At 64.1% G+C, this 13,876-nt stretch carries 11 protein-coding genes; 3 read left to right on the plus strand and 8 right to left on the minus strand.

Annotated features, from left to right (window positions below):
* Window positions 1-13: 13 nt before the first annotated feature.
* From J3489_RS21295 to J3489_RS21305, 3 genes are read left to right on the plus strand one after another with little or no spacing between them, the layout of a single operon-like run.
* Window positions 14-1,846: a hypothetical protein gene (locus J3489_RS21295; protein WP_207001352.1), complete on the plus strand. Its 1,833-nt coding sequence runs from the start codon at window positions 14-16 to the stop codon at window positions 1,844-1,846.
* A gap of 41 nt (window positions 1,847-1,887) precedes the next feature.
* Entirely contained in the window at window positions 1,888-3,888 is a 2,001-nt protein-coding gene (locus J3489_RS21300; RefSeq protein WP_242540175.1) for a site-specific integrase, read from the plus strand.
* Window positions 3,885-4,304: a TetR/AcrR family transcriptional regulator gene (locus J3489_RS21305; protein WP_207001354.1), complete on the plus strand. Its 420-nt coding sequence runs from the start codon at window positions 3,885-3,887 to the stop codon at window positions 4,302-4,304. Before J3489_RS21300 ends, J3489_RS21305 begins: the two co-directional genes overlap by 4 nt.
* A 544-nt stretch (window positions 4,305-4,848) precedes the next feature.
* Here J3489_RS21305 and J3489_RS21310 read toward each other — a convergent pair.
* The 8 genes from J3489_RS21310 to J3489_RS21345 form a co-directional block, all read right to left on the minus strand.
* Window positions 4,849-5,256, minus strand: coding sequence for a group II truncated hemoglobin (locus J3489_RS21310; RefSeq protein ID WP_207001356.1), 408 nt, complete (start codon window positions 5,254-5,256; stop codon window positions 4,849-4,851).
* Between the two features lie 67 nt (window positions 5,257-5,323).
* On the minus strand, window positions 5,324-7,828 hold the full coding sequence (locus tag J3489_RS21315; RefSeq protein ID WP_207001358.1) for an ABC transporter permease: 2,505 nt from the start codon (window positions 7,826-7,828) through the stop codon (window positions 5,324-5,326).
* Between the two features lie 149 nt (window positions 7,829-7,977).
* Window positions 7,978-8,595 (minus strand): DUF4126 domain-containing protein, encoded by a 618-nt coding sequence (locus J3489_RS21320; RefSeq protein ID WP_207001360.1) that lies wholly within the window; start codon window positions 8,593-8,595, stop codon window positions 7,978-7,980.
* A gap of 257 nt (window positions 8,596-8,852) precedes the next feature.
* Window positions 8,853-9,173, minus strand: a complete 321-nt coding sequence (locus tag J3489_RS21325) for a DMT family transporter (protein ID WP_207001362.1) — start codon at window positions 9,171-9,173, stop codon at window positions 8,853-8,855.
* A gap of 138 nt (window positions 9,174-9,311) precedes the next feature.
* The gene (gene kdpE, locus J3489_RS21330; RefSeq protein WP_207001364.1) at window positions 9,312-10,010 is read right to left on the minus strand and encodes a two-component system response regulator KdpE; all 699 of its coding nucleotides are present in this window, start codon (window positions 10,008-10,010) and stop codon (window positions 9,312-9,314) included.
* Complete coding sequence (locus J3489_RS21335; RefSeq protein ID WP_207001366.1) at window positions 10,007-12,853, minus strand: DUF4118 domain-containing protein; 2,847 nt, start codon at window positions 12,851-12,853, stop codon at window positions 10,007-10,009. The genes kdpE and J3489_RS21335 overlap by 4 nt, the downstream gene beginning before the upstream one ends.
* 218 nt (window positions 12,854-13,071) lie before the next feature.
* On the minus strand, window positions 13,072-13,650 hold the full coding sequence (gene kdpC / locus J3489_RS21340; protein WP_207001368.1) for a potassium-transporting ATPase subunit KdpC: 579 nt from the start codon (window positions 13,648-13,650) through the stop codon (window positions 13,072-13,074).
* A 23-nt stretch (window positions 13,651-13,673) separates the two neighbouring features.
* Window positions 13,674-13,876: hypothetical protein (locus J3489_RS21345; protein WP_207001370.1), on the minus strand; the 203-nt coding region annotated here is incomplete at its 5' end.

A 13,876-nucleotide genomic window follows, 5' to 3' on the forward strand; every position in this document is an offset into this window, starting at 1 on the left:
CGGAGACCCGTCAATGGCAAGGAAAAAGAACTATCAAGCCAATCCGCTCCGCCGAGCACAAGCCGCCACGACGCAAACCACTGCGATTCAATCCGTCATAAGCCAACTGGTTAAAAGCGGTAAAGCACGCATTGATATGGAGGCGCTCTTGGGTCCCCATGCAAGATTCGCTTCAAATGAAAGAAGCATCGATTTCACGGACTCGCTCGGACTGGGTATAGACGACTGGGTTTGGTCGGTTCTCGCCTGCTTGCAGTGCATCTTATTATCAGGTACGCGGGAATCTTCCACCGTCGCACAATATGCGAAGAGTTTGCGAGTCTTCTTTTCATACTTGGCCACAGGTCTTGCATCTCCACCTATCACGAAACCAGAAGAGCTTTCTCCTCTTCACATTGATGCGTTCACCGGTTGGTTGCAAGCGCGCGGGCGGCAACGCAAGCAGACAGTGGAAACCAATCGAACCCAATTCAAAAACGTCAAATCCGTCTTGATGGAGATGCTCATGCGGGGATGCATTCCAAGAGTGCCGAGGGGATACTTGAAGAATAAAACTCTGCCGTGGCAGCATGGCGGAAGCCGGCAGACCAGCCTTTCCGAGAAGGAGCAAGAGCATGTGGCCAACGCAATAAAAGCGGACTTGGTCGCCATCCATCACGGACGGCTATTGTTATACCCGGCGGACGTACAAGCGCTAAGGCTGCTGCTCGTCGCGCACCGTCAAGGCAAGAGTCCCACGCCGCTTTTGGAATTGCGACGAGACGCCATGACTCCCGGGCTTTTCCCAGGAACGATTCATATGCGCACCGTGAAGGTCCGTGGTCGGAAAGTACGGAATAGCGTCGGTCGGGCCGCCTCTGCCAACGCTCGGTCCAGACTTGAGTCAGAGGATAGGGAGATAAAGGACGTAGTTTTCGCCTTAGCCGAGGGTGCTGTTTTACAGCAGGCCATCAATAGCACTGAAGACCTGGTGAAGGAGGCCCCGCCGCGGTACAGAAATCGGGTGTGGCTTTACAGGTCCCAAGCGAACAACAAGTCCCGGAATTCTGTCACCTGCCTCACATCCCGCACCTTGGCTAAAGCCGTCAGCGCGTTAATTCAACGACACAATCTGGTTGGCGACAACGGAAAGGTGTTGCGGCTGAATCTCACCCGCATGCGAAAGGCGTTCTTCGACCGCGCGTTTCGAAGCACCGAGGGTGATTCGGTGAAGACTGCGAACCTGATGGGCAACACGCCCAGAGTGGCTGGTGGCAACTATCCCTCAATGAATGAAGCTCGACAGGCCGGAGCAGCGGAATTCTTGGGCGAGGATTACACCGCTATGATGCGTGGAAGTGCACGCGGTGATGGCGACGCGCGTTCCGAGCCGCTCGTCATTAAGATAACGCCGGTTCGGACTGCGTCAGATGGCACACCGACCACGTCGCTGGATCGGACTCCTGTCTCGGGCTGCAAAGACACACTCAATGGCGAGCACGCACCGCACGATGGGCGCAACCACTGCGACCGTTATGTGATGTGTCTCTTTTGCTCCTCGTTTGGCATAGTCGGCCAAGTCGATGAACTCTGGCGGCTGTTCAGCTTTCAAGCCTTCGCGAAGGCAGAATTGGAGTATCTCGATGCAATGCTCGGCGCAGAGCGTACTACCGATGTCGCTCTCGAGGACCTGCGCGACCGATACCGTATTTCAATTCCATATATTGACCAATTCACGAAGCGGCAGTTTCCAGCACGCATCGTCAAGGAGGCACGTGCTAAGACGCGCAACGGTCTGCATCCGTTTTGGGTGCATCAAATGAACATGAGTCGTCGTGCACATGAACGCCAGCCAGGCACCCAGTGAAGTCTCAACTTTGCACATGAGCCTTACTCACGGAGACATCTATGCCTCGTAGCGAAACCAAGCGTCGAGCCGTCGAATCGGAGAACAAGCATGACAGTCGCGCTGCCGGCCCCTCTGAGGAAGGAGCGAGACGACGGAAGAAATCGCCTACCGACGATGATACGTGCCACGGTTACGTCCGGCCCCGTGCGTTTGAACTTCTGGCCGCCCAGCCCGTCACTTTGGCGGCGCTTTCGCGAGCCGAGCGTGATCTCGTCGTTGTTACGGCGGTCGCCGACGAGCAAGGCAACGAATACGTGGTTAGCCGTATCGGGCACCCAGTTTGGCATTTGGCATCAGAGGTGGAAGCCAAGAACGTTAAGGGGTGTACTCTCGATGTCCTGTGGCCAATCTGGCTACCCGAAGCGCTGCTGGACGATGCCCGAGCCGCCCTCTATTGCGCGATGCGACGCGGCCCTAATGGCACACCCTGGTCTGGAAGCACGGTACAACGGGCTGGAAAAGAGGCGCTGTACTTGCTTCGTCATATCACCTCGCTAGGTCTGAGAACTTTTAGCGAGGTGCGGGCCTTACATTTGTCCGACTACATAGAGAGTTTGAAACCTGTGCTCCAACCGGTTTCCATCAGAAGACGGGTTGAACTTGTCGACCTCATTTGGCGATTCTCAACCGAAGTCTTTTTTCCGCTGCGGGAGGATCCGTGGGCGGGCCAGAGTTTTCTCCAGGCGTGCGGGTTAAATGATCACGATGACAGCAGTCCAGTCGGTCGCACCGCCAAGACCCCTGTGATTCCGCTTTCGGTACAGCGCACGCTCTTCGCGTATTGTGAGGCTGTTCTCGATCGGGCAGAAGAATTGTTTCAGGCGCGAGACGCCGGCAGGATTAGCATGAATTCGTATGGCCTGCTCAAGGTACGGGACGCCGTGTTGTATCTGACGCAAGTCACCTCGGGGATGCGCAACAGCGAGTGCACAGGCATAACTAACGGTTGCTGGCGAAGCGAAGTACGAAAAGGGGTTACGTTTCACTGGGTGCGCACTCGCGAGATTAAAACCAAGAAGGGCGTCGTCGAGTTCTTGGTTCCACCAGAGACGATTCGAGCGCTAACCATTCTGCAGCGGTATGCGGCGCCGCTGCAAGCTCGCCTCGCTGAGGAGGCTCGTTGGCTCGAAGCGCAGCTTCATCAAGGTGCGGATGAAGATGGTTGGCTTGAGGACGGAACGTCTATCGCCGCGGCGGTTGGTCGACTCAACCACATCCGCGAAATCGGCCAGCACATGTTCCTGGCATTTGACAAGAGCACCTTTGGGCCGCCCGAAGATTCCATCGCTCGAGTAGATGTAGTGAGTGTTGTGGGATGCAACACTCAACTCAAAAGTCTCGCCCGCGCCGCCGGTTCGGACTGGGCTTTGGCCAACCATCAGTGTCGACGAACATTCTCCTATAACGTGGCTAACTCCCGATTGGGGCGCATGGGTTTGGTCTTTCTTAAATGGCAACTCAAGCACGCAACAATGTCGTGGACAGAGCTTTATGCTGCGAACCCTCTCCAAGATTTGGCGATCTACCGCGAGTTGGAAGAAGAGCAAACAAGGGCGCGCATTGATTTGATGGAAGGTTGGATGCAAGCTGACGCGCCGCTCAGCGGGGGCGCAGGCAAAAAGCTGCTTCAAACGCGAGCTATACCTGTCCGCGATTTGGACGAACTGCTCTTGCATACTGCGGAGTCTATCGAAATTCGTAGCACTGGCCACGCTTGGTGCCTGAGTGGCACCCGAGTGTGCAACGGGCAGGGCGTCTATGAGCCAACCAATTGTGCGAACTGCTCCCAATCCGTAATTGACCTCAATCATGCTGCCGCGTGGCAGGCGATACATCTTGACAATCTGCGCTTGGCGGCTGTCATTGACTGCGGACCAGCTGTGGTACAGAAGGCCCAGCGAGCAATTCAGCGCTCCAAGCAGGTCCTACGGGAACTGGGCGTTCCTTTACCTTCTGCAGGACAAAGGGCAGCGTACGCAAAGTCGGAGGTAGTCTCGTGAAGCCGACTGGCGAAAAAGCGACACGTGTGAGTCGGCCGCGCAACCGGGACAAGACGGAAAAGGAACTGCGATCTGCGGTTTTACGGGTCGAGGATAAAGGCTTGAGAATGAGCATATCAGCGGTCGCCGCCGAGGCAGGAGTGAGTCCAAGCCTCATCCATAACACTTACCCCAACCTCGCTGAAGAAATTCGAGCGTCGGTTGGTCGTTCCACGCGCCAGCAGCGCGATGCCAAGGCAGCAGAGCTTACCGAAGCGCGTGCCGACCTGAAGGAACTACGCGCGCAGCTTAAGGCGGCGCAAAGTGATATCGCCACCCTTGCGTCCATTAACGAGACGCTCCGCGACGAGATAACTTCTCTCCAGGCTCAGATTGCTGGAAAAGTTTTCGTGATGCCCAAGCCAAAGGGGGACTGAGGCAGCAATGTCGTGTTCTTCCTGACACAAGTCAGCCATCAATGATGCGCAATCGCGAGTGAATGGGCATAATCAATGGTTGCTGACGAATTTAGGTACGGAACGGAGTTACGTTTCACTGGCTTCGAACGGGGCCGTCCGACATAGACGAAGCTCCGTGGAGAAGACGAACCTCATGCCCCGGAGTCCCGCAGGATGGCAATAGCCTTCCGGAATGGAACTCGCCACAAATGCATAACGAGGTCAATCGCCCCGCCTCCGCCCTTTCCGGTCCGCGTGTCGTAGAACTTTGGCCCGTCTATAAGTAGTTCCCAGTCAGTGCCCCCCGCGTTGACAAATACGCGTCGAGTGGAAACAGCCTCCCTCGGGTGAAAGTCCCGGTCGAATTTGACGTGCATTGCCAAGCGGTCGAGCACCTCCAGCGCGTGGAGGCCGCGAAGTCGTTGCAGTTCCGAGTTATCCACAGGTGCCATCTTCCCCCCAGCCCCCCCATCTGCTACTCGTATCAGAGATACGAGGGGAATAATAGCAACTCTCTTACTAACTATCGTCGGTTTACCATCCAGTCAGCGGTGTCGAAGAACGAATGCAGGAGCCGCTCGCGCAGCGCTTCGTCGATACCGGTGTCTTCCATCGCCCACGCCATGCAGCGCAGCCACTGGTCGCGCTCGGACGACGCGATCTCGAACGGCAAGTGGCGCGCGCGCAGCCGCGGATGGCCAAAGCGGCTGATGTAGTGGTCCGGGCCGCCCAGCCAGCCGCACAGGAACCAGAACAGCTTGTCGCGCGAGCCGTCGAGCGTGGGCGGATGCAGCGCGCGGATGCCCGCGAATTCGGGCTCGAGGTCCATCAGGTCGTAGAAGCGGTCGACGAGTTCGCGCACGCGCGCCTCGCCGCCTACCAGATCGAAAGCCGTCGGCTGCGACGGGGCTTCGTCGTTCACATCGGTCATACGGTCAGCCAAATAAGTAAGAAGGATCGCCGCGTGCGTTGCGGCTGTAGACGAGGGCTCATCAGGCTTACGCGTCGCGCAGCGACTGCACCGCCGGCCGCATCAGCACATGCCGCAGGCTGAGCCATCCGCCGATGCCGGCACACGCGACGCCGGCAGCGACGCCCGCAGGCAGCACCCACGGATCGAAGTCGAGATAGAACTCGAAAACCCGCGTCGCGAGCACCGAGCCGAGGATCTGCGCGCCTATCGCGCCCATCAGCCCGGCGAGCGCGCCCACCGCGACGAATTCCGCCACCTGCACTGCGCGCACCTGGCGGTGCGACGCGCCGAGCGCGCGCAGCAGCGCGGACTCCCGCATCCGCTCGTCGCGCGTGCCGGCGAGCGCCGCGTAGAGCACGAGCACGCCGGCCGCGAGCGTGAACGCGAACAGGAACTGCACGGCGCCGATCACCTGCGCGAGCACGCGCTGCATTTGCGCGAGGATCGGCGCGATGTCGATGGCGGTCAGGCTCGGGTGGGCGGCGATCAAGCCGTCGATCACTGCACGTCGCTCGGGCGGCAAATGGAAGCTCGTGATGTAGGTCGCCGGGAAATTTTCGAGCGCGGCCGGCGGCATCAGCACGAAGAAGTTGACCTTGAACGAGCCCCAATCGAGCTTGCGCACGCTCGTGACCGGCGCGTCTACGGCCAACCCGGTCACGTCGAAGCGCAGCACGTCGCCGGTCTTCACGCCGATCAGCTTCGCGAGCCCCTCCTCGATCGAAATCTGCGGCTTGGCGGTATCGCCGTACCAATTGCCGCCGACGATCCGGTTGTCGTCAGGCAGCGTCGTGCGGTACGACAGATTGAATTCGCGGTCGACGAGGCGCTTCGCGTCGTCGTTTTTATAAGACTCGGGATTGACCGGCTTGCCGTTGATCGAGATCAAGCGCCCCTTCACCATCGGTTCGAGCGCGACGCCGCTCAGGCCCTGCGCCGCGAGGTACTGCTCGACGGCGGCCTTCTGGTCGGCCTGGATATCGATGACGAATTCGTTGGGCGCGTCGGGCGGCGTCGATTTGCGCCAGCCCGCCACGAGATCGTCGCGCGTAATCGCGATCAGCAGCAGGCACATCAGGCCGATAGCGAGCGCGGTGATTTGCAGCGCGCTCGCGGCGCTGCGCCGCTCGAGCGACGCGAGCGCATAGCGCCAGCCGAGCCCCGCATTAACGCGCTCGCTCCTCGCGATGCGCGCCGCGCCCCACAGCGCGGCGCGCGAGATGCCGACGAACACGAGCATGCCCGCCGCAAAGCCGCCCGCGACGATGCCGCCGAGCTTCAGCTCGCCCGCTGCGAGCACGAGCAGCCCGGCAAAGAGCACGATGCCGAGCGCGTACGCGTACCACGCGGTGCGCGCCGCCTCACCCCATTCCCGGCGCAGCACGCGCACCGGCGGCACGCGCGTGAGCGGCAACAGCGGCGGCAACGCGAAGCCGAACAGCAGCACCAGCCCGGCCGCGATGCCCTCGAGCGCGGGCCACACGCGCGGCAGCGGCAACTGGACGTCGATCAGGCTGCCGAGCCACGCGAGCAGCGCCCAATGTCCCGCAAAGCCGATCGCGACGCCGAGCGCGCCGCCCGCGAGGCCGAGCATCAGGAATTCAAGCGTGAAGAGCGCGCGCAGCGACCCGTGGCCCAATCCCAGGCAACGCATCACGGCGCAGCCGTCGAGATGGCGCCGCATATAACGGTGCGCGGCCATCGCGATCGCGACGGCCGCCAGCAGCGCGGTCAGGAGCGACACGAGCGTGAGGAAGTGGCCTGCGCGATCGAGCGTCTGGCGCACTTGCGGCTGGCCGTCCTGCAGCGATTCGAGCGCGACGCCGCGCATCTTGCCGCCGTCGGCGCGCGCATGGGCGAATTCCGTGAACTGCGCCACCGCCGGATCGCTGCCCGCGACGAGCAGCCGATAGGTCACGCGGCTGCCGTAGCCGATCAGGCCCGTCGACGCGAGCTCGTCGCCGCGCATCATGAGGCGCGGCGCGAAATTGACGAACGCGAAGCCGCGATCGAGCTCGCGCGTGATGACGGCAGAAACGGTGAACGTGCGCGTGCCGACCTCCACCGGATCGCCGACGCGCACGTGCAGCGCATCGAGCAGCGCGGGATCGACCCACACGGTGCCGGGCGCAGGAATCGCGTCGGCGGGATGATCGGGCGCGTCGGGCGCGGGGGCGATGCGCAGCGCGCCGCGCAGCGGGTACGCGCTCGTCACGGCCTTCACGGCGGAGAGCCGCGCGATCGATTGCGCTTCGCCCGCTGCGCCTCCGTTCGACGAGATCATGCTGGCGAAGATGACGGTCGTCGCCGTGCGGAGGTCGAGCGCCTTCGCCTTCGCGACGAATTGCGGATCGACCGGATGATCGGAGCGCACGATGAAATCGGCGGCGATCATGCGCCGCGCGTCGCGCTCGAGCCCTTGATGCAGCCGGTCAGCGAGAAAGCCGACACTCGACAGCGCCGCCACCGCCAGCACGAGCGCCAACAGCAGCATCGTCAGTTCGCCCGCGCGCCAATCGCGCGCGGTCATGCGCGCCGCCTGACGCAAAAGATCGGTGACGGATAGACGGCGCGCGGCCGAAACGACGGTCGGCCGGTTCTCAAGAAAACGCCGGGCCGCCCCAAGTTTTCTTGATCCCCCTTGGGGGGCCTGGCGCGCAGCAGCAGGTTTGGGGGCCCTCACTCGTGCTTGCTCCCGAACGAACCGAGCCGGGAGACCATATGCGTCGCCATGCCGCGAAAGCCGCCCTGCACGCCGCGCCACAGCCGCGGCAGCACCCAGCTCGCGAACAGCAGGAAGCCGGCCATCAGCGCGAGGAACAGCACCGGCACGAGCAGCGCGAGCGCAAGGCCGATAAAGACGAGCCCATCCTCGGCCGACGACGCGACCCAGTTCGAGAACGGCTCAGGCGACAGATTGATCAGCGCGCGCGTGCCGGCCTTGGCCAGATGCGCGGAACCGGCGAGCGTGCCGCCCGCGAGCGCGGCGACCGTCAGGAGCGCCGGGTCCGCATGGCCGAGCGCGCCGGCCGCGAGCAACGCGCCCGCCGGAATCCGGATGAACGTGTGCACGGCGTCCCACAGCGAATCGAACGCGGGAATCTTGTCGGCGAGGAATTCGGCCACGGTCAGCACCGCCGCCGCGCCGATCACCCACGGCGACGACAGCACGGCCAACGTATCGGGAAGATGGATGACGCCGACGCGCTGGAGCACGCCGGCGAGCAGAACGGTCAAGTAGAGGCGCAGGCCGCTGGCCCACGACAGGCCGGCTCCGAGCGAAAGTGCGTCTAGCATTGCCCCCTCCTTGCGTGACCGCCGGCCGCCTGGTGTCCGCCGGGTTTTCCGGTCAGCGGCTGCGGCAGCAATCAGCGCTGCGCTCGGCAGGCCCGTGCCGGCGTAGCTGCCACCCGCGCAAGCCATGCGCGGGACTATTTCAAGACGGATTCGGCTTCATTATAGCCACGCCGTTTCGCCATCCGCATGCTTGGCGTGAACGCAACGTCCGTGCGGGGGTCTCGACGGCTGCACGGTCTTGCCCCGCGCGCCCCGGCTCAGCGTCCCGACGACAGCTTGAGCCCGATCAGCCCGACCACGATGAGCGCCGCGCTCCCCACTCGCGCGAGCGTCACCGCCTCGCCCATCATGACAATGCCGAAGATAAAGGCGCCGACGGCGCCGATTCCCGTCCAAACGGCGTACGCCGTGCCGAGCGGCAGTTCGCGCATCGCCATCGCGAGCAGCCAGAAGCTGCCTAACGCGGTCACGACCGTGAAAGCGGACCAGCCGGCGCGCGTGAAACCCTCGGACGCCTTGAGACCGGTCGCCCAGGCGACTTCGAGCAATCCGGCAATGAGAAGAAGAATCCAGGACATCAGGGACACTCCATTGTCGAATGGGGTCGTCCCCGATAAAGAAAGATGCAAGACGCGGTGCGATCTGCATGCGCGAGGTCGTCCTCGCTCTTGACAAGTATACCGACCGGGGGCGCTCACTCTGCCCTCGACCCGCGCTCAGACCGCGCCGACCAGCCGGTAGCCGACGCCCGTTTCCGTCACGATATGTTCCGGCTGCGCGGGATCGGTTTCGAGCTTCTGCCGCAGATGCGCCATATAGATGCGCAAGTAGTGATTGCTCTCGACGTGCGACGGCCCCCAAACGTCGCGCAGCAACTGCCGGTGCGTGAGCACGCGCCCGGCGTGGCGCACGAGCGTCGCGAGGAGCCGGTATTCGATCGGCGTCAGGTGGACCACCTCGCCGCCGCGCCAGACTTGGCGCAGCGCGAGGTCCACCGCCACGTTGCCGAACTTCACCTGCGGCGATTCGCTTGCGCCGCCCTGATTGCGGCGCCGCAGATGGGCGCGAATCCGCGCGAGCAGCTCGGAGACGCCGAACGGCTTGGTCAGGTAGTCGTCGGCGCCCGCGTCGAGCGCGGCGACTTTCTCGGTCTCCTGAGTGCGCGCCGACAGCACGATCACCGGCATCTCGGACCAGCCGCGCAACTCGCGGATCACGTCGAGCCCGTCGGTATCGGGCAGGCCCAGGTCGACGATCACGAGATCGGGCTTGCGCGTCGCCGCTTCGACGAGCCCTTGCTTGCCGGTCTCGGCGTCGTGGACGGCGATCCCCTCGGCTTCGAGCGACGCGCGCACGAAGCGGCGAATCTGCTTTTCGTCCTCGATCAGGACAACGGTGACGGTCGGCTCACTCATGACTGGCGGTTCAGGTGGGTATCGCGTGGGTTGACGGGATCGGCTGCCGCGGCGGCGTCTGCGTCTGCGGGCTCGCCGGCTTCGGAGCCATCCGGCTCGGGGGGCGGCGTTTCGACCGGCAGCGTAAACCAAAAGCGCGCGCCGGCGATGCTGCCGTCGCCCGCGATGCGGTTGAACGCGCCGATCGTGCCGCCGTGCGCATCGACGATTGCCTGGCAGATCGCGAGCCCGAGCCCGATGCCGGGCTTCGCCGACTCCTTCTCGCCGCGCGTGAATTTCTCGAACACGCGCGCTTCCATGCCGGGCGGCAGGCCGGGGCCGTGGTCGTCGATCGTGACGCGCACGTACGGCTTGCCGTCCTCTTCGATGCGCTCGGCGCCGATCAGGAGCGGCGTGCCGGCCGGCGTGTACTTCGCGGCGTTCTCGAACAAGTTCGAGAACAGCCGCTCCATCAGCACGACGTCGAGTTGCAGGAGCGGCAAGTCGGCCGGCAGCTTGACCTGCGCCGGGTGCTGCGCGAGCACGCGCTTGCAGGCAGCCAGCGCCGCGCCGACGGTCTCCTCGAGCAGCGACCATTGGCGGTTCAGTTGCAGGCCGCTTGACTGCAGGCGCGCCATGTCGAGCAGATTCGTGACGATGCCCGTCATGCGCAGCGCTTCTTCGTGAATCGCTTCGACGAGATCGTCGCCCGGCCGCGGCGCGGCCTGCGCCTCGCGGGTCTGCGCGAGCATCGACGAGAAGCCGACGATCGCCGTGAGCGGCGTGCGCAGATCGTGAGAAATCGCCGACAGGAGCGAATTGCGCAGCCGCTCCGATTCCATGTTCACGAGCGCGTCGCGCGCGATCTCGACGTAGTGGACCCGTTCGAGTGCCAGCGCGATCTGCGCGGCAAACGCATCGAGCATGCGCTGCTGCTCGGGCACTTCGAGCTCGCCCATGTCCTGCATGACGACGGCGAGCACGCCGCGCGTACGCATCGGCGCCTTCAGCGGCAGGTACAGCGCTTGCGCGGCGGGCAGCGTATCGGTGCCGCGGCCCGCGGGCTTCTGCTGGTCGTAGACCCATTGGCCGACATCGATGTCGAGCTGGGCGCCTTGCAGCGTGATCTTCTCGTCCGGCTCCTCGATCTTCTGCTTCACCTTGTCGGCGCTGTCGGGCAAGAGCATCGCGACGCGCGCGCGGAACACCTCGCTCACGTGGCGGCTGCCGATCTCGACGATCTGCTCCGTCGCGAGCGCCGCGGCCAGCTCGCGCGCCATCGCGTACATCGCGCCGGTGCGCCGTTCGCGGCGCCGCGCGACGGCCGCTTCGCGGCGGAAGCTCGACGTCAGATGGCTGATCACGAGCGAGGTCAGCAGCATGCCGAAGAAGGTCAGCAGGTACTGTGTGTCGGAGACCGAAAACGACATGCGCGGCGGCACGAAGAAGAAGTCGAACGCAGCCACCGACAGAAACGACAGCACGACGCCCGGCCCGCGCCCCAGCCTCACGGCCGCGAACACGACACCGAGCAGGTACAGCATCACGAGGTTGGTCAAGTCGACGTGTTCGATCAGCTGGCTCGCGATGCCCGTGATGACCGCGCAGATCGCCGCCGCATACGCGTACATGCGCGGCGGCGAACGGCGCTCGCCGCCCGCTGCCAGCGCGTCGCGCCAGGCGCGCGTCGCCGCATCGAGCGCGCCGCCCTGCTCGCGCGTCTCGCGTTCGGTGAATGCGCGGATCAGCGTGACGTCGAGGTCGCCCGCGTGCTCGGCGATCTTCTCGCCCATCGGGCGCCTCAGCCACCGATTGAAGCCGACGCGCGACGAGCCGCCCGCGACGAGCTTCGACACGTTGCGCACGCGCGCATAGCCGACCAGCGCGGCGACGGCGTCGGTGCCCGCGAGCGTCGCGGTCTCGGCGCCGAGCTCTGCCGCGAGCTTCAATGCGTTCAGCGTGCGCTCGCGGATCTTGTCCGGGAGCTTCTGCAGCTTCGGGGTTTCGACATAGACGGCGATCCAGTCCGCCTTGAGGCTCGCGGCAAGACGCGCCGCCGCGCGCACGAGCGCGGGCGCCTCAACGCCCGGCCCGACGCACGCCAGCAAGCGCTCGCGCGCCTGCCAGATCCGCTGAATCGAGCGGTCGGCGCGGTACTCGCGCATTTGCGCGTCGACGCGGTCGGCGGTGCGCCGCAACGCGAGTTCGCGCAGCGCGATCAGGTTGCCCTTGCGGAAGAAGTTGCGCACCGCGCGCTCGGCCTGCTGCGCCATATAGACCTTGCCGTCGCGCATCCGGTCGAGCAGCTCTTCGGCGGGCAAGTCGACGAGCGTCACTTCGTCGGCCATGTCGAACACGCGATCGGGCACGGTCTCCCACACGCGGATGCCGGTGATCTGGCCGACCACGTCGTTGAGGCTTTCGAGGTGCTGGACGTTGACCGTCGTATAGACGTCGATGCCCGCGTCGAGCAGCTCGTGCACGTCCTGCCAGCGCTTCAAGTGCCGCACGCCCTGCACGTTCGAATGCGCGAGTTCGTCGACGAGGATGAGCTGCGGCTTTCTCGCGAGCGCCGCATCGAGATCGAACTCGCCGAGCGCGCGGCCGCGGTATTCGATCTGCTGCAGCGGCAGCACGTCGAGCCCGTCGAGGAGTGCCGCCGTCTCCTCGCGCTTGTGCGTCTCGACGATGCCGACGACGACGTCGACACCTTCGTCCTTGCGCCGGCGCGCGGCCTGCAGCATCGCGTAAGTCTTGCCCACGCCGGCGGACGCGCCGAAGAAGATCTTCAGCTTGCCGCGCTGACGCTTTTCTTCATCGCGCTGCAGCTTGTCGAGCAACTCATCGGGATTGGGTCGGTTCATGCGGGTCGCAGCACGCGCTGCAGCGGAGGTGACGAGTCATTGTGTTCTGAATGCTTACCAATGGCAAAAGGCGACGCCCCGAAACGGCGCCGCCTTCGCTCGGTATCGAGCGCCCCCAGACCTGCCGCTTTCGCGTCAGGCCCCCCGAGGGGGCAATCCCCCAAGGGGACTTCCTGCGGGGCGGAAAACTTGGGGCGGCCCGGCGTTTTCTTGAGAGGTCAGCCGTGCTGAGCTTCGTCGAGCGCGAGGTTCAGTTCGAGCACGTTCACGCGCGGCTCGCCGAGCACGCCGAGCTGACGGCCCTTCGTGTATTTGTCGACGAGCGCAGCAACATCCGCCTCCGACATCTTGCGCGCCTTCGCGACCCGCGCGATCTGGTACTGCGCCGCGGCCGGGCTGATTTCGGGATCGAGACCGCTGCCGGACGACGTCACCAGATCGACCGGCACCGGCTTGCTCACATCGGTGCCCGCCGCCTTCAGCGCTGCGATGCGGCCTTTCACCTCATCGGCGAGCGCCGGGTTGGTCGGGCCCGTGTTCGAGCCGCCCGAGCTGAGCGGGTTGTACGGCATCGGCGACGTGGCGGACAAACGGCCCCAGAAGTACTGCGGCGCGTCGAACTGCTGGCCCATCAACGACGAGCCGACCACCTTGCCGTCCTTCTCGAGCATGCTGCCGTTCGCCTGTTGGTTGAACACGGCCTGCCCGAACGCGGTCATCACGGCGGGATAAGCGAGTCCGGTGATCGCGGCGAGCACCGCGAAGATCACGATCATCGGACGGAACAAAGTTTTCATGATTTTTCCTCAAAACCAGCCGATTAGGCCCAGCCGAATGCGGCGAGCACCATGTCGATCAGCTTGATGCACGGGAACGGCAGCAGGATGCCGCCGAGACCGTAGATCAGCAGGTTGCGGCGCAGCAGCGACGCAGCGCCCAGCGGCCGATACTTCACGCCCTTCAGCGCGAGCGGGATCAACGCGACGATGATCAGCGCGTTGAAGATCACCGCCGACAGGATCG

Source organism: Trinickia mobilis, from assembly GCF_017315705.1.
In the GTDB taxonomy this organism is placed as follows: Bacteria; Pseudomonadota; Gammaproteobacteria; order Burkholderiales; family Burkholderiaceae; genus Trinickia_A; species Trinickia_A mobilis.